13 protein-coding genes are annotated in these 20,213 nt (G+C 60.2%); 8 read left to right on the top strand and 5 right to left on the bottom strand.

Annotated features, from left to right (window positions below; genetic code table 11):
• Positions 1-356: 356 nt before the first annotated feature.
• Complete coding sequence (locus EXQ56_02480) at positions 357-698, top strand: hypothetical protein (protein ID MSO19320.1); 342 nt, start codon at positions 357-359, stop codon at positions 696-698.
• Positions 699-729: 31 nt separating this feature from the next.
• Here EXQ56_02480 and EXQ56_02475 read toward each other — a convergent pair whose 3' ends face one another.
• Positions 730-1,884, bottom strand: coding sequence for an alcohol dehydrogenase (locus tag EXQ56_02475; GenBank protein MSO19319.1), 1,155 nt, complete (start codon positions 1,882-1,884; stop codon positions 730-732).
• Between the two features lie 300 nt (positions 1,885-2,184).
• Between EXQ56_02475 and EXQ56_02470 the strand changes: the two genes are divergently transcribed.
• Positions 2,185-2,730 carry a methylated-DNA--[protein]-cysteine S-methyltransferase gene (locus EXQ56_02470; GenBank protein MSO19318.1) on the top strand — a complete coding sequence of 182 codons (546 nt, stop codon included), beginning with the start codon at positions 2,185-2,187 and terminating at the stop codon, positions 2,728-2,730.
• Positions 2,731-2,785: 55 nt separating this feature from the next.
• Here EXQ56_02470 and EXQ56_02465 read toward each other — a convergent pair whose 3' ends face one another.
• Genes EXQ56_02465 through EXQ56_02455 form a run of 3 tightly spaced genes read right to left on the bottom strand, consistent with a single transcriptional unit; the run spans position 2,786 to position 8,168 of the window.
• Positions 2,786-4,996, bottom strand: a complete 2,211-nt coding sequence (locus EXQ56_02465) for a hypothetical protein (protein ID MSO19317.1) — start codon at positions 4,994-4,996, stop codon at positions 2,786-2,788.
• Between the two features lie 53 nt (positions 4,997-5,049).
• Positions 5,050-7,113, bottom strand: coding sequence for a squalene--hopene cyclase (shc, locus tag EXQ56_02460; protein MSO19316.1), 2,064 nt, complete (start codon positions 7,111-7,113; stop codon positions 5,050-5,052).
• A gap of 53 nt (positions 7,114-7,166) precedes the next feature.
• Complete coding sequence (locus EXQ56_02455) at positions 7,167-8,168, bottom strand: 4-hydroxy-3-methylbut-2-enyl diphosphate reductase (GenBank protein MSO19315.1); 1,002 nt, start codon at positions 8,166-8,168, stop codon at positions 7,167-7,169.
• A gap of 316 nt (positions 8,169-8,484) precedes the next feature.
• On the opposite strand from EXQ56_02455, the gene glnD reads away from it, so the two are divergent.
• Entirely contained in the window at positions 8,485-11,232 is a 2,748-nt protein-coding gene (glnD, locus tag EXQ56_02450; GenBank protein MSO19314.1) for a [protein-PII] uridylyltransferase, read from the top strand.
• A gap of 444 nt (positions 11,233-11,676) precedes the next feature.
• On the opposite strand, the gene EXQ56_02445 is transcribed toward glnD, so the two are convergent.
• Positions 11,677-12,015 (bottom strand): P-II family nitrogen regulator, encoded by a 339-nt coding sequence (locus EXQ56_02445; protein MSO19313.1) that lies wholly within the window; start codon positions 12,013-12,015, stop codon positions 11,677-11,679.
• Between the two features lie 518 nt (positions 12,016-12,533).
• Here EXQ56_02445 and glnA point away from each other — a divergent pair.
• The 5 genes from glnA (at position 12,534) to EXQ56_02420 (ending at position 20,199) form a co-directional block, all read left to right on the top strand.
• On the top strand, positions 12,534-13,856 hold the full coding sequence (glnA, locus tag EXQ56_02440; GenBank protein MSO19312.1) for a type I glutamate--ammonia ligase: 1,323 nt from the start codon (positions 12,534-12,536) through the stop codon (positions 13,854-13,856).
• A 180-nt stretch (positions 13,857-14,036) separates the two neighbouring features.
• On the top strand, positions 14,037-15,638 hold the full coding sequence (gene lnt, locus EXQ56_02435) for an apolipoprotein N-acyltransferase (protein MSO19311.1): 1,602 nt from the start codon (positions 14,037-14,039) through the stop codon (positions 15,636-15,638).
• A gap of 4 nt (positions 15,639-15,642) precedes the next feature.
• Positions 15,643-16,753, top strand: a protein-coding gene (locus EXQ56_02430) for a peptide chain release factor 2 (GenBank protein MSO19310.1) whose coding sequence is annotated in 2 segments (ribosomal slippage) — positions 15,643-15,690 and positions 15,692-16,753 — 1,110 coding nt in all. Because the reading frame shifts where the segments join, the coding sequence is not laid out codon by codon here.
• A 107-nt stretch (positions 16,754-16,860) separates the two neighbouring features.
• The gene (locus EXQ56_02425; protein ID MSO19309.1) at positions 16,861-18,681 is read left to right on the top strand and encodes an APC family permease; all 1,821 of its coding nucleotides are present in this window, start codon (positions 16,861-16,863) and stop codon (positions 18,679-18,681) included.
• Between the two features lie 132 nt (positions 18,682-18,813).
• On the top strand, positions 18,814-20,199 hold the full coding sequence (locus EXQ56_02420; GenBank protein ID MSO19308.1) for an amidase: 1,386 nt from the start codon (positions 18,814-18,816) through the stop codon (positions 20,197-20,199).
• Positions 20,200-20,213 lie beyond the last annotated feature (14 nt).

Here is a 20,213-nt window from a genome sequence, read left to right as displayed (position 1 = left end):
GATTCCACGCCCACTCCAATTCCCATCATTGCCACGGCCGTGATGGCCAATAAAAATAGTTTCCTCATGTATCTTTCCTCCTCATCAAATAATTGGACGCCCCGTTATCATTGCCTGCCATTGCCGGACAGGCGATGCCAGACTACCACAATTGACCGCTCGTGTCGTACCCACTACTACCCACTAATAACACATCAACATCCTTTGTGCGCTGTCCTCCTGAGCGGCCTGTCCCGATTTATCGGGAAGCGAAGGAGATTCCTATTTACCAGGCGTCACGCGAAGGCGTACCCGTAAGAACTGTGCCAACTTAGTATATGGCCGGTCGCGAAATGCGGCGGTGCCGGCGGCGGGCTGTGACGTATAATCGCCACATGCCGCTTCCGCCCATTACCTGCTCGAAGTGCGGGCTAGACAATCCCGTGACGGTGCGCTTCTGCAAGCGCTGCCACATGCCGACGCGCTATGAATGTCCGTCCTGCCATCACCTTCAAATGCAGGGTGGCACGTGCGAGAAGTGCGCCACGGACTTCACCAAGTACGCGGCCATGCTGATGGTGCAAATGGTGAGCACGGAGAAACAGACCCGCGAAGCTTCGAGCAGCCGGCAATTCATGATTACGCAGATACTGCTGCTGCCGATTACCGGCGTCGTCTGGCTGTTCAAGTATCTGATGGCACTCCGCAACGGCGATTAGCGCGCACACCCCATTGCCCACCGCCCATTCCCTAACCCATCGATGGAATGATCGCGGGCTTGATCTCGCGCAGCGCGGCCATATTCTCGAGCGCGTCGTTCACATCCTTCAGCGCGTAGCGGTTCGAGATCATCTCGGAGAAGTCGAAGCGCGCGCGGTTCGATTGCAAAAACTGCATGGCCTTATGGAAGTGGCCAACGTGTGCGGAGATGACGCCGATGATCTCGACCATGTCCTTGTTGATGCGGCGCGGTGAGATCTGCACGTTGCGCGTGGCCGTGGTGCCGATCACCAGAAACCGCCCGCCGCGCCGGACCATTTCGAGGCCCTCCTCAAATGCGCTGGGAGGTCCGGCGGCTTCGATGACGATGTCGGCGCCGCGTCCGCCGGTGAGCTTCTTCACGGTGTCGATGCGCTCGCGCCCGTCCTTCATGTCGTCAATGTTGATGACGTGCGCCGCGCCCCACTTCTTCGCCAGCTCCACGCGACGCTCGGGCGCGCCGATGGAGATCACCTGCGAAGCGCCGGCAACGAGCGCCGCCGCCACCGAGTACAGACCCACCGGACCCGTGCCCAGCACGGCGATGGAGGGTTGCACGCCGATGCCGCCGTATTGATCGAGCCGCTCGAAGGCGTGCATCACCGTGCGTAGCGCGCAGGTCGCCGACGACACCACTGCGGCGTCCATGTCCGTCGGCGCTTTCACCGGGCGGCAGTCGGGCAGCACGTAGCAATAGTCGGCGAAGCCTCCGCACAGGTAGGGATACTTCTCCGCGCTGCGCCAGCCGTTCATGCGCGCGTTGGGGCACAACGTCGGCTGCCGCGCGATGGTGCAGTAGTAGCACTTGCCGCACCACGGGTAGGCCCACACGATGCGGTCGCCGATGGCCAGCGGCTGATCGGCGGCGTCCCGAATCACGCCGTCTTTCGCGTCGGCACCCACGCTTTCTCCGAGCGCGACAATGCGTCCGGTCATCTCGTGACCCATGCCCACAGGCCATTCCGGGACGAGGTCGCCGTGCCAGATATGCACGTCCGTGCCGCAGATGGTCGCGGCCTCCACCTTCACCACGATTGCGCCGGGCTCGGGCGGGAGGATTTCTATCTCGCGAATCTCCACCGGCTCCTTGGCCTTGCGCAACACGGCGGCGCGACTTGCTTTGGGTAGCACACTCATGTTGATCATTTCCCCCGATAATCTCAGAACTGGCCCGGCAGTCCTTCCCGCGGACAAGCGAACGGAGGATTATCTCCGATCCCGCAGCGCGCGCCAAGGGTTATCCTGAAATTGTTAGAGAACTTTTCCTTCCTATAGTAAAATGCAGTTGGCTGCCCGCCCAATTCCAGAGACGAATTCCGCACTGGATTGGTCGTCAAAGTTATCAGAAGATACCAAAGAATCGGCAGATGCGAAATTCGCGGAATTTGCGGCAGGGACCAAAGTGCACACTTTCACGGAATTTGCGGAATCGTCAGGAGAATCCACATGCCTAGCCTAGCCGTCAGCACCCTGGAATCACCCATCGGAGGGATCAAAATTCACTGCTCGGACAGCGGGGTGCGGAAGCTTGAAATCCGCTGGAACCGTGAAAGTGTGCAATTTGGTGAATTTGGAAAAAACCGCAAATCTGTCAAGCCATCCGGCGCCACTGTTCAGGCGAATAAAGGGCGAACTTCGGCGACCCGCATCGCGGCACTGGCGGCGCGCGAGTTGAAGGAATATTTCGCCGGGCAACGGCGCAACTTTTCCGTTCCTATGGACGTGGAAGGCACCCCATTTCAGAAGAAGGTCTGGAAGGCGCTCAACGGAATTCCTTACGGTGAGGTCATCTCCTACGGACAGATCGCGCGCCGCATCGGAAATGCCAAGGCGTCGCGCGCGGTGGGCACGGCCAACGGAGCAAATCCCGTGGCGATTATCGTCCCCTGTCATCGAGTGATTGCCGGAGACGGCACGTTGGGAGGATACGGCGGGGGACTCACTAACAAGAGTTACTTACTCACTCTGGAACAGTCAGCGAGTAAGTCATAGCCACTAAGCTGACAAATTGATCTGACCATTTCTACTGACTCATTACTCCACTCACTCACTGGTAAAGCCTATAAGTGAGTTTCACCTGCAAAGCCTGATCTCTAACGTGCTGCCGATTGTCCAATACCGAGCCGAGCAAGGCGTCGATCCCGCGACGACCGTCGGTGAACACCACGAACAGATTACTGTCGCGCGCGTAGAGCATGTGAAAGCGCAGTTGCGTGCTGAAGGTATCGTCCAAACTGTTCCATTGCAGGTAGGCATCGGTGGTCATGCGCGCCGTCAGCGGCACGCTAACGCGCGTGCGCCACAAATGGGCCGCGAACGCGCCTTCGGGCAGAGTGACATCATTTAATTCATACTCGCCATCCAGAAGGAAGTGCGGCGAGGCACGCCAGACGTTCGAGAGATTCAGCGTGGTGCGCCGCCCGCTCAGCCACGGCCCCGTCTCAAACTGAACGCCCGGCACCAGCGCGCGACCAGAGAAGCCGGCGAACGCGGAGTCAAAACGATCCGTGCGGAAGTCGCCGTTCTTCACGATGATTCCCCTGCGCGCATCAATCACGAAGGGCTTGTTGTCAAAGACATGCTCCAACCCGCTTTCCCATTCCATGCGAATGGAGTCGCCGGACTCAAACTGATTCAAGTATCCAAATTCGCGCTCACGGCTCTCCAGATTGCCGCGTTGATTGGCGAGATACGAAAAATCCAGGTAGACATCGAGCTTGCGCGACCACCAGCGATTCAAACGAACGCTACGACGAATGAATGCAATCTGCTGCCGCGCATCGTCGCGGGGGATGAATCCCAGCGCTGGGTTGAAGCCCTTGTCAATGGAAAGCGTGCGCAGCGAGGCCTCCATTAGGTCGGTGTTATAGATGACCGACACGCCGCCGGACTTGCGATGCTCCACATCATCGGTGGCATTAGGGGTGTCATTAGCGGTGTCATCCACTGCGGCGAAAAATCCCTCCGCGCGCAGATTGCGCCCCAGCCATACCAACGCATCCGGACCAAAGGTGAGACTGCGTTGATTGCCGTTCGCAACCGAGGTTAGAATGCCGCCCACATACGAGCGCGGCCCCAGATTCCAGCGCATCCGGCCTGCGCTTAAGTTCGTGGAATCAAGCCCCGCGAACTCCTCGGTCTGCGTGGTCAGCACGCCAACGTCGAGTGGGCCGACGCGCCCGCTCATGCGCGCGCCGCCGAGGATGGGCACCGGCTGGCGACCGGACAGGCCAATGCGCCGGCTGAAAAATATCTCCGCGCCATCGTCCATGCCGAAGTTGAATATCTGCGCGTTCTCGAGAAAAAACTCGCGCTTCTCCGGGAACCGCAGCGAGGCGCGCGTCAGGTTCACCTGCTCGTCATCGGCTTCCACCTGCGCGAAGTTGGTGTTGTAGGTGAGGTCGAGCGAGAGCGACGAGGTGAGCGCATACTTGACGTCGCCGCCGAGTTCGCCCTTGCGCACCGCGGCGCTGCCGGTCGTGCGCGTCCAGCTACCCAGCGTGTAGGGAATGATCTGCAAGTTGCGTTTCGGCTCGATGCCGGACATGCCCTCGAGATGACCGAGAAATTCGTTGCGGATCAGGGACTGGCCGGCTGGGATGGGCGCCCACGAAGCCGACTCGTTCTTGCGCTTGATGGAGCGCACCACATTGAATCCCCACACGTCGCTTGTGCTTTCCGCCCCGCCGCCGACTGGAAAACGCAGGATGCGGAACGGAATGGCCAGCTCGACGCTCCAACCGTTGTTCAGCAAGCGAGTCTTGACGTTCCAGACTTCATCCCAGTCCGAGTTCCACAGTTGATTGTCCACCTGCGAATCCTGCTTGGCGCCTAGCGGGTTAATGGAAAAGACATAGCCGCGGCGGTGGTCGTGGAAGGTGTCCACGACGATGCGCACCACGTCGTCCTTCTGCCATACCGAGTCATCTCGGAAGCGAAGCACGTTGCGCACCACGCCGGACGGATCCGTATCGTGATTCATAACGGCGATGTAGAGATTCTCCTCGTCGCGCAGCACGCGCACTTCCGAGCGCTCGGTGGAGGGCTGGCCCTCGCGCGGTTCCTGCTGCGTGAATTGATCGATTGCCTGCGCGTCCGCCCAGACGGTGTCGGAGAGATCGCCATCAATCACCGGCGCGATGGATACCTGCGCGACGCGATAGCGATAGTTCTCATGCGTGGCCTGTGCTGGCGAGAGTCGTGGCGCAGCAAGCAGGACAAGAGTTGTTAGAACAGCAATCAGAGAAGTGCGGTGCATTCGATTGGCCTTTTCACCACTGCCTGTTGATGCGCGGTAGTCTGCGGACAGCTTTACCCGCGGTCGCGGTCCAGAATGCGTTGCCACTCCGGCAGGCCACGGTACGAAACTCCCAAGCCAGATTGGTGCCGACGATACTCGCTGAGAGCCAGCAGCGGAAAATACAAGCTATAGAGATGGTACTTGAGGTAGAACACTTTGGGGAAGCCGGTCCCGGTGAAAGTCGAGTCCTCCCAGGTGCCGTTCTTCTGCGTGTTCAGAAAATAGCGCACGCCGCGGCGTGCAGACTCGGAGTTGAAGTCGCCGGTGGCAAAAATTCCCAGCAGCGCCCAGGCCGTCTGCGCGGCGGTGCTGGGTCCGAGGCCACGCAGCTCGGGGCGGTGGTAGGAGTCACAACTTTCGCCCCAGCCGCCATCGGGATTTTGCAGCGAGCGAATCCATTCCGCCGCCAGCATGGTATAACCCTCGCGCATGTCGATGCCGATGGAGGCCAGCCCGCGCAGCACGAAGCACGTCCCATAGATGTAGTTCACACCCCATCGGCCATACCAGCAGCCGTCGCTCTCCTGCTCGCGGCGCAGGAACTGAATGGCCCGCTCGGCGGCGGGAAACACCGGACCGTAACCGAGGGCGCCGAGCATCTCCAGCACGCGACCGGTAATGTCGGCGGCGCTGGGGTCGAGCATGGCGTTGTGATCGGCGTAAGGTACTTGCGTCAGCACCTGCTTGTTGTTGTCCTTGTCGAACGATGGCCAGCCACCATCGCTATTCTGCATGCTCAACAACCAAGCTAGGCCGCGGCGCATGGATTGCTGCTGGCGGATGGTGTCCTGCGTGCGCACACGGCTCAACGTCAGCAACACCATCGCCGTATCGTCCACGTCGGGATAGTGGTCGTTGGCGAATTCGAAACACCAGCCGCCGGGAGCCACCGCCGGATTCTTCACCACCCAATCGCCGGAGCGCAGCACTTGCCTGGAGATGAGCCAATCGGCGGCTTTTTGCAGAGGCGCAGGAGTGCTCCGTGCCGAGGATGCCGCCGAAGGAGTGGCGGGCTGCAAGTCATTATCAGCAGCGGTGGCAAAGGTGGCCAGCGCGGTATCCCACACCGGCGAGAAGCAGGGCTGCATGCGCATCGAATTTTTCTCTGTAATGCCCAGCCGCCAGAACTCGGCCAACTCGTGCCGCAGCGGATCGCTGCGACGGTCGTAGCCGAGGCAGTCGAGCGCGATGATGGCGTTCATCATGGCCGGATAGATGGCGCCCAGTCCGTCCGATCCCTGCAAGTGATCGAGCAGCCACTGCTCCGCTTTCTGCAGCGCCTTGCGGCGCAGCGGCGTCCACTTCTTCTGCTCCAGCACGGAGAGCGTGCGGTCGGCGGCGTGAATCAAGCTCTTCCAGCTATGCAGCGGCTCGCCGGGAAGAAACAAGGTGGACGGCTTGGCCCCTTGCTCCAGGAACAGCGGCTGGAGGCTCACTCCGGCGGGCGGCTTTTTCTTCGGCTGGAACGAATAGATGATCGACAGCGGAACCAGAATGGTCCGCGACCACGAAGAGATTTCGTGCAGATTGATGTAAGCGAAGTTGGGAAGCAGGATGACTTCAGGTGGTAGAGCGGGAACGTAGTTCCAGCTATACTGCCCGAAGAAACACAGGTAGATGCGCGTGAAACTGTTGGCCGCCTCCACGCCGCCAAGGTCCAGCGCCACTTTGCGCGCCTGCACCAAAGCAGGATCGTTCTCCGGGACTCCCGCCAGACGCAGCGCGAAATACGATTTGATGATCAGATTGATGTTCGGCTGGCCACCCGGATAGAGGCACCATGCGCCCTCAGCCGTCTGCTCCTCGCGAATGCAGTTGGCCAGCTTGCGGACGCGTTCCGCATCGGGAGTCCCGAGATAATGCTCCAGTATGATCGCGTCGGCTTCGAGCGAGCTGTCGGCCTCCAGCTCACCACACCACCAGCCTTCGGACGATTGCTGCTTCGCCAAGGATTCCAACGCGGCTGCGAGCGCGCCGGTTACATCCGGGGGCGCAGCTTCAAATCCGCCACGGCGATGCGTGATTCCTGATGAGGAAAGTGGTTGGTCCGTATAGGAGTTGGGTGGAGGATTCATCGGAGTTCATTCTCAGCGCCACGATCCAGCGCAGCGATACAAATGCAAATAATCTATTGAACAGGTTGTCGCGCTAGCGCCGGGGCAAGCGAGATCAACTCCGGTGGCAACGCGAAGCGGACGTCCTCGGGAACAATTTCCACTTCGTCCAGCTCGGAAAAGCCACGGCTCCGCAGATGCTGAATGACCTGCTGGACCAGATGCTCCGGCGCGGATGCGCCAGCGGTTACGGCCACGGTCCGGGTATTTTCCAGCCAAGCCTCGTCGATCTCGCTCTGATCTTCAATCAGATGCCCGGGCATGTTCAGGTTGCCGGCGACTTCCACCAGCCGGTTGGAATTGGAGCTATTCGGCGACCCCACCACCAGCAGCAGATCGGCGCGCGGGGCCACGGCCTTCACCGCTACCTGGCGATTCTCCGTCGCATAGCAGATGTCCTGCGCGGGCGGGCCCTCAATCTTCGGGAAACGCTGCTTCAGCGCGGCGATGATGCTGCTGGCTTCATCCAGACTGAGCGTGGTCTGGGTGAGATAGGCCACGCGCTCGGAGTCGCGCAGGTGGAGAGAGGCGACATCCTCCACCGAGCTGACCAGCAGGGTTTGATCGGGAGCTTCACCGAGCGTGCCGATCACTTCGTCGTGATCCTTGTGCCCGATCAGGAGAATCGAGTAACCCTGACGCGCGAAGCGGATCGCTTCCAGATGCACCTTGGTAACCAGCGGGCAGGTGGCGTCAATCACCCGCAACCCACGCTCCACGGCCCTCTGACGCACTTCCGGCGAGACCCCATGCGCGCTGTAAATGACCATTGCGCCGCCGGGGACCTCCTCCAATGAATCGACAAACACGGCTCCCTTGGCTGATAGATCAGTCACGACCCGCGTGTTATGCACGATCTCCTTGCGGACATAGATGGGCGCCCCGCAATACTCCAACGCCAGATTCACAATGTCGATCGCGCGCACCACGCCGGCGCAGAAGCCGCGCGGCTTCAACAGGAGAATCTTCTTCGCCCCACCGTTCGACTCGTGTTGTGAAGTGTCTGCCATTGTCATGTGCCCGTGCCAGCAATGCCCCTGCCAAGCGATTATTATAAGCGGAATCGCATCATTGAGGATACGCGTCGCCGATCCGGGCCGTGAGTCAGATTGAATTTCGATTGTCATTCCGAAGAGCTTAGCGACGAGGAATCTGCTGTGTTGCCTGGGCAATGACAGGTCCTTCGCTTCGCCCAGGAGGACAGTGCAACTGGACTGTATCCAATAGAGGCAACACCGCCGCACTGCGCGCGAAACCGGATATGCCATAATAAAATTTCCAACATCCTCTTTTTCAATCGACCTGTCGGTGACGAGATGGCGGTGGTATGCGATGAAGGTTGATCTCCAACAAATATTGCAGCGGGCCGAGCAACGGCTCGGCGGAGTGTCGGAAGCCACGGCGGAGGAATCGCTGCGTCTGATGCGCAGCTTCCTCAAGATGGAATCGCATCGCCTGCGCATGTTGCATCGCTACGGCCTCACGGGCTGGGAAGTGGCCTCCTCGCGGGCGCAGGTGGTGGATGCCATTATCATCCACGCCTATCGCATGGCGCTGGCGCGTTACCCGGACCGCGACAAGGTCAAGCCGGCCAATTTGGCTGTCTCCGTGATCGCGGTCGGCGGCTACGGCCGCGGCGAGTTGTGCCCGGAGTCCGACGTCGATCTGCTCATCCTGCACAACAAACAGAGCGATGACTTCGGCAAGTTCATGGCGCACGAGCTGGTCTATCTGCTCTGGGACATCAATCTGAAGGTGGGCCACAGCTATCGCACCGCGCAGCAGTGCCTGGCCTTTGCCATGGATGACGCTTCGGCGGAAAATGCCTTGCTTGACGCGCGCCTGCTCACCGGCAGCAAGGAACTCTGCGACGAGCTGCTGGGCATCATGGCGCGGCATTGGGCCGGCCAGTCGCGCAAGTTCGTCGAGCGCAAGCAGGAGGAGATTCGCGAGCGCTACGGCAAGCTCGGCGAGACCGTGTTTCTGCTGGAACCAAACGTGAAGGAGTCGCCCGGCGGCCAGCGCGACTATCACATGATGCATTGGCTGGCGCGCGGCGCATGGCAGTTGCCGGACGCGGAAGGGCTGGTGGGTCTCGGCGTGCTCTCCAAGGCCGAGTTCGAGCGCGCCCGCCGCGGCTATGACTGGATTTTGCGCGTGCGCAATGATCTGCACTACACCACCGGCCGGCGCATCGACCAGCTCAACTTCGCCGCGCAGTCCGACGTCGCGCGCAACCTCGGCTTCGCCGGGCTGGAACACATCCTGGCGCAGGAACAGTTCATGCGCCAGTATTTCCTCCACGCCGAGCATGTGCATCAGGCGCTGCGCCAGACCCTGGCCGCCGCGCTGCGCGAGAAGGGCAAGCGCCGCCAGCAGGTACTGGTCGAGCTGCCGCAAGGGCTGAACCTGCTGCGCACCGATGGGGAGTTGCGCCTGGCGGACGCCGGCGGCCCCAAGTTTCCCAACACGCCAGCCGACATGATGCGCGTCTTCAGCACCGCGCAACAGTTGCAGCTGGTTCCCGGCGAAGACATCATCAGCAGCGTGCGCACGCATCTGCCGCTGGTCCGCGGCCATTGGCACCGCGACCACGAGATGGCCTCGCTGTTTCTGAAGATTCTGCGCAAGCCCGGCGCCGTCGCTCCTGCGCTGCGCGCCATGCACTCCTCCGGGTTGTTGGGGAAGTATCTGCCCGAGTTCGGGCACGTGACCAAGCTGATGCAGTATGACCACTATCATCGCTACACCATCGACGAGCACACCCTGCACGCCATCGGCCTGCTCGATGAAATCTGGACCAATCCGCCGGCCTCGATGGAGCGCTACCGGGCGGCCACCTATCATATTCAGGACTCCGCCCCGCTCTATCTGGGACTGCTGTTCCACGACGTAGGGAAAGGTCTCGGCGGCGATCACTCTAATAAAGGTGCACAGCGCGCCATCGCGGCCTGCGAGCGGCTGGGCTTGCCCGCCGAAAAAGTCGCGCAGGTGGATTTGCTGGTCCGCCAGCATCTGATTCTTTCGCACCTCTCGCAACGCCGCGATCTCTCTGACCGGCGCGTGGCACAGCAGGTGGCCGAAGTGGTGCGCGACGAAGAGACGCTCTCCATGCTGACTCTGCTCACCTACGCCGACACGGCGGCGGTGGCGCCGGAAGTATGGAACGACTGGAAGAATTCGCTGCTCTGGGAGCTGTACGAAAAAACGCATCTGGAGTTGCTGGGCCGCGAAGCCGCCACTGCGCAAGAAGAGGAGCAGTTGCGCGAAATGCGCGCGCAGGTCTCGCGCCTGCTGATCGACTCCCCTGCTACTTCGGATGCCTCGCTTGGCGACCGCCCGAGCACGGCGGAACTGGCTCAAGTTTGGACCGATGGCCATCTGGCGCGGATGCCGCATCGCTACCCGCTGGGCATGAGGCCGGAACTGATCATGCGCCAGATCCTGTTGGCCCGCCGCGCCGTGAAAGGCGAGCCTGCCGTGGCCTTTCTGCCATTTCCCGAGCAGGGCTTCACCGTCCTGCTGCTATGTTGCCCCGATGTGCGCGGCTTGTTCGCGCGCGTAGCCGGCACGCTGGCCGCGCTGGAGGTGAACATCCTGGGCGCGCGTCTGGATACACGGCAGGACGGCATCGCCGTGGACATGCTCTGGATCTCCACACCGCGCGGCGACGCCATCGAGGAACCCGCCCGCCTACGGCGCATCGCGGCCACGCTCGAAAATGTTTTGAAGGGCGCGCAGTCGGTGGAAGAACTGGTTGGCCGCATGACGGAGCGTCCCGCGGCCCCGGCGCATCGCGCCCCGCGCATGACGCTCAACAACGAAATCTCCGACCAGTGTACGGTCATCGAAGTGCTCGGCGAGGACCGCCTCGGCTTCGCCTACAGCATCGCCACCTGTCTCAACCACCTGGGCCTGAACATCAATTTCGCCAAGCTCTCGACGGAAAAGTCCATGGCCTTCGACGTCTTCTACCTCACCGACGCGCAAGGCAAGAAAATACCTGAGGCAAGCTGGGGGGCTATTGTGGTAAAGGTGAATGAAGCGCTGCAACCCCCTGCGCCGGCGCCTCCCGCCTGACCGTGTTGCGTGACCGTCTTGCGTGCAGGTGTTGCGTGACAGTGCCGCGCGCGTCAGCAAGTGGGCCAATGGAAAACCCCAGTTCCGGCCGCAGGCGGGTGATCCGCAAATTCCGCAGATTCCGCAGAGCGCAAAACAATCGGAGTAATCTGCGGATGAATTCGCCGAAGCTTGTCAGGACGGATGGGTTGGGAAAATTGAATGATTTAGAGGCGAAGCGCGCCCGGAGAAGGAGCCATTCAGGGCGATGACGGTCGGCGCGGGATCGCGTGTTCCCGAACCCCAATCCCGAACCCCGGAATTTAGTCAGAGTGAGAGAAACTGTGAACGTGGATACTTTATATTCCGCCGCACGAGCCGCAGAATTTGTGGCGGAGAAAACAATCAGGCGGCCGGCGCTGCGTGGGTGCAGGCCGACCGCCGATTGGAAAGTCGCAGGGAAGGTTAGAGAGCTTGTTCGCCGTGGTCGCCGGTGCGGATGCGGATGACGTCCTCGACCGGGGAGATGAAGATCTTACCGTCGCCGAACTTGCCGGTCTTGGCGACGTCCTGCACGGTCTTGGCGGCGTCGGCGGCCTGGTCATCGCGGACGAGAATCTCCAGCTTGAGCTTGGGCTGGAACTCGGCTTTGTACTCCACGCCGCGATAGTGCTCGGCGTGGCCCTTCTGCCGTCCGAATCCGCGCACTTCCGTTACGGTCATGCCGTGCACGTCCACCTTGTCCAGCGCCTCCCGAACTTCCTCGAGCTTATGCGGCCGGATGATGCACTCTAGTTTTTTCATCAGTCTCACTCCCGGAATATGCCCCCGCTACAGGGGAGGATTGAACAAGACCCGCGTGAACGCGAACCTTTTTTATTTCTGAAACGCACAGTTCGCGCGAACCACGCTGGCACGAACCGAAGACTAGTCTACTCCCCGAAGGCTCGCGTGGAAAGGCTCTCCAGAAAAATCGACAAATCTTTAAATCAATGCTGCCTGACCGAATCTAACTGACCAACCCCAAACAAATCTGAAAAATCACCGTGCCACCTTGCTGAGGCATCATCGGAAAGGTACAATGTCGCCTTGGCAGCTCCGGCACGGATGCATGTCAAATCAGAAACAAAGAATAACCGCATATTTCTAAACTGTCAATGGTATTTGGCGTATATTGCAAAAATACTTTTGTATTTTTCGTATTAGCTGCTAAATACTTTCATATTGATGTCAACCTAACGCATATATATTATTTAAATAATGACGTATACTTACACTGTGGTCGCTGGGTGAGGAATCGCATCCGCACAGGGGAGAGATAGATGATCAGCTCCGATGCTCTGAATATGCTACGCGAGGAGAAGGTAGAACTGCTGCTCTTGCAGTTTACCGACATCCTTGGATCCATCAAGACCGTGGAGATCCCCGCGAACCGCTTCGATCATGCTCTGGCTGGCGAGGTCATATTTGACGGCTCGGCGCTGGAAGGATTCCATCGCACCATCGAGTCGGAGCTGCTACTGAAGCCAGACTTGGAGACCTTGCGCATCTCGGCTGCGGTGGCTGGCGAGACTCGCGCGGCGCGGCTGACCTGCGATGTCCACGATCTGGATCATTCCGCATTCGAAGGATGTCCGCGCACCAGACTAAAACTCATGATCGAGCAATACAGCAAGCTCGGCTACGCAGTCCTGATCGCGCCGGAGATCGAGTTCTTTCTCTTCCAGCGCGACGCGCAGATGAAGCCGACCACGCGCACGGAGGACCCCGGCAGCTACTTTGATCTGGTTCCGCATGATCGCGGCGAGCAAACGCGCCGCCGCATCGTCTCCCAAATGCAGGCCACAGGCCATGTCGTTGAGGCCGGGCACCATGAGATCGCGCCCGGTCAGCATGAGATCGATCTGCGGGAAACTCCGGCATTGCAGATGGCCGACATCATCGCTTCCATGCGCATGCTGACGCGCTCCGTGGCCAGCGCGGCGGGCCTTCACGCTACATTTATGCCGAAGCCAATCTATGGCCGCGACGGCTCGGGCATGCATCTGCATATCCAGGTGCTCAAGGGCAGCAAAAACGTTTTTGAGGATGCCAAGGATGAGCACGGGCTGAGCGAAACAGGCAAGCAGTTCATCGCGGGACTGCTGGCCCATGCGCGTGGATTCACGGCGGTAACCAACCCGCTGATCAATTCGTATAAGCGGTTGGTGCAGGGCTTTGAATCGCCCACGCATCTGGTTTGGTCGGAACGCAACGTGAATCCGCTGGTGCGCGTGCCACCCAATCGCGGCAATCAGACTCGCTGCGAGCTGCGCAGCCCCGATCCATCCTGCAATCCCTATTTGGCTTTCGCTACCGTACTGCGCGCGGGACTGCACGGCATTGAGGAAAAGCTGGACCCCGGCCCGCCCATCAGCAAGAACATCTACCGCATGAGTGCCCGCGAGCGCGCACGCTTCAATATTGACCCGCTGCCGGCCGATCTGCATGAGGCCAGTGTCGCATTGCGCAAGGACAAAATCGTGCAGGAGAGCCTCGGCCCGGTGATCTATCGCTATTTGATGGAAGCCCAGCAGGCGTTATGGAAGGACTACTCGTCGCACGTCCATCCCTGGGAGCTGGAACACTATCTGGCGTACTACTAAGACATTCTTGCTGCTGCCTGAACCGAGCCGCTCGCATACTATGAGCCACCTGCGGCACTCTGGCGCGTGGGCGGCTGTCGGCGATATGATGATGACTTCATGCTGGCTGGGGGCCTCTCTCCGCAGGCAGCATCCGATCGACTTGAGCAGGTCGACTTTGAGTAGGCAGGTTCATTCTCCTTGGCAGATCAGCCGCGCGAAGATTCTCCATCACTCGTTCCCGTCATGCTGGCCGCGAGCTCGGGCGCATTGCTCGCGCTGGCCTTCCCTAAATTCAACTTGCTCCCTCTGGGCATGGTCGCGCTGTTGCCGCTGCTGATTCACGGGGCGCGCGAGGCCTCCGGCGCGCGCCGCTTCCTCGGCGGTTTTCTGGGCGGGACGCTTTTCTTCGCCGGAACATGCTATTGGCTCTACCCCGTGCAGCGCGAGTACGGCGGGCTGAGCGCCATGGAAGCCAGCGGCGTTCTGCTGCTGCTGGTCGTCGTGATGGCACTCTACTGGGGAATCTTTGGCTGGCTGGCGGGCCGCTGCTGGAAATTATCCTGGGGACCGCTTGCTGTTCCATTTCTCTGGGTGGCCCTGGAATACGCGCGCGCGCACGCGCTGACAGGTTTTCCGTGGCTGCTCACCGGATATCTTCTGACGGACTATTTCCCACTGGCGAGGCTCGCCCGCTGGACCGGAGTGTATGGCCTTTCCTATTTGACCGTGGCCATTCCGGTCGCGATCCTGTGGCCGTTTCTCAAGCCGTCGAAGCTCGCCGCGCTACATTTGCTGGCCTTGTTGGGACTTGTCGGAGCCCTCGCTTTCGTTCCCGTGGACGCGCTGCCCGTCGCGGATCAATCGGCCTTTCTGGTGCAGACCAACGTCCCGCAACAGGTTGCGTTTGAGAAATGGGATGCGCAGTCACAGGCGCCGCTGTTCGAGCGGCTGGCCAAGCTCACGCTCGACGCGGTCCCCGAGCAAAAAACTCCATCGCTAGTCGTCTGGCCGGAGATGCCCGCGCATTTCTATTTCCACGAAGACGGTTTCACGCGACCCTACGCGCAACGGCTGGCGCGCCAGACCAACAGCCATTTCCTGATGGGCATCGTAGCCTTCGTCCCTGGCTCCCAACGCGAGAAGGCCCTGAACAGTTCCGTGCTGCTGGCTCCCAACGGCGGGCTGGTTTCGCAATATGATAAAATCCACTTGGTGCCGTTTGGCGAATACGTACCCTGGCGCGAGCGGCTCAGTTTTGCACGCTCACTTACCGCGGAGGTTTCGGATTTTACCGCGGGGCGGAAGCATGTGGTCAGCCCGATTCCCGGTGGCCAACTGGCTACGTTCATTTGCTACGAAGCGATCTTTCCTGATCTGATTCGACGCTTCGTTAATGATGGGGCAGGCGTGTTGGTGAATCTATCCAACGACGGCTGGTTTGGAGATTCCGCCGCCCGCCACCAGCACCTCTTGATGGCGCGCATGAGGGCCATTGAAAATGACCGCTACATTCTGCTGGCAACCAATACGGGCATGACCGCCGTGATAGCCCCGGATGGCCGGATTGTCTCGGAGTTGCCGCCGGATCAGGCTGGCGTGTTGAAGGCTAGCTGGGCGTTTGGCACGGCCCGGACGTTTTACACCGAGTACGGCGACCTGTTCGCCATGGGCTCCAGCGGCCTCGCGCTGCTGGGCTGTTTTTTTGCACTCGCCCAACGCGAGGAAGGCGCAGGGCGTGGCAAGCGTGGCGACGCTAAAAGTGCCCACCCACTGAAGAAAGCTGACAAGAAGAGGAAGTAATCTTATGATCGACGAACGCGAGCGGGAGTTTGTAGAACTCAAAAGCAAGATCATCGATATTCGGAGTTATCTTTGACGCTCCTGGCAAGCGGGAGGAGTTCGCCGCGCTAGAGAAGCAGATCGCCGACCCCGCGTTCTGGAACGACCCTACCCAAACCCAGAAAATACTCCAGCGCCGCAAGCGCCTGGAAGAAGTCATCCATCAGGATGCGGAGTTGGCGCGTGGCCAGTCGGACATCGAAGTGATGTTCGAACTCGCGCACGAAGGCGAGGACGTCGCCAAGGATCTGGCCACTCAATACGATCTGCTAAAAGACAAAGTCCTGGCGACGGAAACGCGCATTCTGCTCTCCGGCGAAACGGACCACTCGAATGCGATTCTGACCATCCACGCGGGAGCGGGCGGCACCGAGGCCTGCGACTGGGCCGAGATGCTGCTGCGCATGTATATTCGATGGGCGGAGCGTCAGGGCTTCCGCGCCGATTTGGTGGAGTTCAGCGAGGGCGAGGAAACCGGCTACAAGTCTGCCACGGTTGAAATCACCGGAGAGTACGCCTTCGGTTTGGCGAAAAGCGAGGTGGGCGTTCACCGCCTGGTGCGGCTCTCGCCGTTCGATGCACTGAAAAAGCGCCACACTTCCTTTGCGAGCGTCTTCGTAATTCCTGAGATCGACGACAACATCGCCGTGGACATCCGCGAAGAGGACCTGAAGATCGACACCTACCGCTCCGGCGGAGCTGGCGGGCAGCACGTCAACACTACGGACTCGGCAGTGCGCATGACCCATCTGCCCACCGGGCTGATCGCACAGTGCCAGAACGAACGTTCCCAGCACAAGAACCGCGCCACCGCGTTGAAGATTCTGCGCGCGCGCATCTATGAGCATGAACTGGCCAAGAAGCAGGCTGTTTCCAGGAAAGTGGAAGACGCCAAAATGGGCATCAACTTCGGCAGCCAGATTCGCTCCTATGTGCTTCACCCTTACCGTTTGGTGAAGGATGTTCGCACCAAGGTGGAAGTGGGCGACGCCGACAGCGTGCTGGACGGCAACATCGATCCGTTCATCCGCGCTTATCTGCTGAGCCTGCGCTCAGGAACCGCCCCGGCGGAGTAGCGCGTCTCACGCGCCAGTTGTCGCTGGTCGGGTTTCTCAGTAGAATTGCTAATTACATTCCCCATGCATTCAGGCACATGCGGAGCGCCGGAGCCGAGAGAAACGCATTGATCACATGGCTTAAGCATCTATTAGTTGGTCGCCCGCTCGACTCTTCCGAGGAGGGCGAGCAGAAACTTTCCAAGAAGGCCGCCCTGGCCGTCTTCGCATCGGACAGCCTGTCGTCGACTGCCTATGCAACTGAGGCAATTCTATTGGCGCTGGTGGCGGCGGGCACGGCGACCTTCCAGTTGGCCGTTCCCGCCGCGATCATGATCATTGTCCTGCTGTGGATTGTGGTCATCTCCTACGGGCAGACGCTGGAAACTTATCCCACCGGCGGCGGCGCCTATACCGTAGCCAAGGAAAACCTTGGCGTGTACGCGGCACTGGTGGGCGGCGCTGCGCTGCTGATCGACTACATTCTCACCGTCGCCGTGAGCGTTGCGGCGGGCATTGCCGCCATCACTTCGGCGTTTCCTTCCATGTTCCCTCATCGTGTGGCACTGTGCCTGCTGGCCATTGGCGTCATGATGTGGCTGAACCTGCGCGGAGTGAAAGAATCAGCCGGTGTGCTGGCCGGCCCGGTCTATCTTTTCATCGCTGCCGCGTACGGGCTTTGCGTCATCGCTTTATTCGTTTCGCCCGGCAGCGCGGAGTCCCTGGCCACCCCTGTGCAGGCCGCAGCGACCTCCGGGGAGGCATTCTCGTTCTTCATTTTGTTGAAAGCCTTTGCCTCTGGCTGCACCGCGCTGACCGGCGTGGAGGCCGTCGCCAACGGCGTGCAGGCTTTCAAGGAACCCGCAGCACGCAACGCCAAGATTACGCAAATGGTCATGGGCGTGATTCTCGGCTCACTCTTCCTGGGTATTACCGCCGCCACTGCCCACCACCACCTGTCGCCGGTGGAGGGCGAGACCATTCTTTCGCAACTAGCTCGCTTGAGTTTTGGGCATGGCACGATCTATTACATATTTCAGGCCGCGACGATGGGCATTCTAGTTCTAGCCGCGAACACCGCCTTTGCCGGATTTCCACGTTTGACTTCCTACATTGCCAGCGACCGCTTTCTGCCCCGGCAGTTCGCCAACCTGGGTGATCGGCTCGTTTTTTCCAACGGCATCATCTTTCTCGGTTTTACCGCAGCCGCCCTGGTAGTGCTCTATGACGCCAGCGAGCACAATCTGATTCCCCTCTACACGGTGGGCGTTTTCGTGGCGTTCACTTTGTCGCAGGCCGGCATGGTTGCTCACTGGTGGCGTGTGCGCGGCAATGGTTATATCTGGCGAATGTGCCTGAATGGATTAGGGGCTTTCACCACCTCGACCGTTCTGGTGATCGTGGCGGCGGCCAAATTTACTCATGGGGCATGGATGGTTCTGGTGACTATCCCAGCGCTCGTATGGATGTTTATGCGCATCCGACGGCATTACTTTGAAGTCGCCACGGAACTCTCGGTTGCCACCTATGACCGTCTCAGCGTACTGCGGCATACCGTCGTCGTCCCCGTGCCTGGCGTCAATCGCGCCAGCCTGGGTGCCATTGAGTACGCCCGCTCACTCTCCAAAGATGTGCTGGCCGTGCAGGTAAATGTCGACAACGACGACCCGGAAAAGCTGATCGCTCAATGGCAGCATTGGGTCGAGGACGTGCCGCTCATCGTTCTCAATTCCCCGTACCGCTCCATGCTGAAACCTTTGCTGCGCTTTATCGATGAGGTTGGCGCGTTCAAGGAAAATGATGTGGTCACCGTGCTGCTGCCTGAGTTCGTTCCATCCCGGTGGTGGCACCGCCTGCTGCATAATCAGAATGGCCTGATCCTGCGCGGCGCTCTCTCCTTCAAGCCCAACGTGGTGGTAACCAGCGTCCGCCGCCACATGAAGCAGTAATTTCGCATTGCCACGGAGGCACAGAGACACGGAGAGTTTTTGTGTAAGTACCTTGCTACGGCTTGTTGCTTTTATCCCCAACAGGTTTTTCTCTGTGTCTCCGTGCCTCCGTGGCAATCAAGGTGTTAACGCATGAATCTAGCCGATGTCGCCGCGCAGGTGCGCAATAAACAAATTTCGCCAGTCGAGCTGACCGAGCAGGCGCTCCAGCGCATCGCACAACTCAATCCTCTTCTGAACGCCTTCATTACCATCACCGCCGAGTCCGCGCTGCGCGAAGCCCGCCAGGCTGAGAGCGAAATCATGAAGGGCGAAAATCGCGGACCCTTGCACGGCATTCCCATTAGCGTGAAAGATTTGATGTACACCGCCGGCGTGCGCACCACGGCAGGCTCGAAGATAATGGCGGACTTCATCCCCGATCACGACGCAGTCGTAGTTACGAAATTGCGCGAGGCCGGCGCAGTGATGGTGGGCAAGACCGCTATGCACGAGTTCGCTTACGGGATTACCAACGATAATCCTCACTACGGCCCAACCCGCAATCCTTGGAACCCACAGCGTGTTTCTGGCGGATCGAGCGGCGGCGCCGGCGTGGCCGTGGCCACCGAGATGTGCTTCGCCGCTCTCGGCACAGACACCGGCGGCTCCATCCGCATCCCCGGATCGTTCTGCGGCGTCGCCGGACTCAAGCCTAGCTTCGGGCGCATCAGTTGCCGCGGCGTCTATCCGCTGGGACCGACGCTCGATCACGTGGGACCGATGGCCCGCTCCGTGGTGGACGCGGGCATCCTCTATCAAGTGCTGTCTGGATTCGATCCCGAGGATGGCTACTCCGCCGACCGCCCGGCGACGGAGATCAGTCTGCGGAAATCCCTGCAAGGCCTGCGCGTGGGAGTCGCGGAGGATTACTTCAATCGCGATGTACACCCGGAAGTCGCGCGACTGTTCAGCCGCGTGCCAGCGGTGATGGAAGACCTCGGCGCGAGCATCTCCACTGTGAAACTGCCGGACATGGCCGCGCTGACGGAAGTCAGCCGCACGGCTTTGCTGGTGGAAGGACATGCGGGACACGCGCAGCATCTTGCCGAGCGGCCTGATGAACTTGGCGCGGACGTACGGCTCATCATCGAGCGTGGCAAGGAAATCTCCGCCCGCGATTACGTACTGGCTCAACTGGCCCGCAACCAATTTCGTATCGCGCTCGAAAAAGTATTCGCAAGCGTGGATGTACTCATCACGCCCGCCACGCCGCTCACGGCGTTTCCCATTGGGACCAGGAACGTAATGCTAGGTAAGACCGAGGAGGACGCGAGGACGGCGGCAACACGTTTTACGCGCTGCTTCAACGCCTCCGGCCACCCCGCGCTTTCAGTTTGTTGTGGATTCGACGCGGACAGCCTGCCAGTTGGGTTGCAGATTGTCGGACGCATGTGGGACGAAGCCAGCGTGCTGCACGCCGGCTACGCCTACGAGCAAGCCACCGAATGGCACACCCGCCGCCCGCCTGTCATCTAGTCGATCTCTGAAAC

The organism is Acidobacteriota bacterium (assembly GCA_009691245.1).
In the GTDB taxonomy this organism is placed as follows: domain Bacteria; phylum Acidobacteriota; class Terriglobia; order 2-12-FULL-54-10; family 2-12-FULL-54-10; genus SHUM01.
The sequence above is the reverse complement of the archived record's forward strand: the minus strand, read 5'-3'. Positions and strand labels throughout refer to the sequence as shown.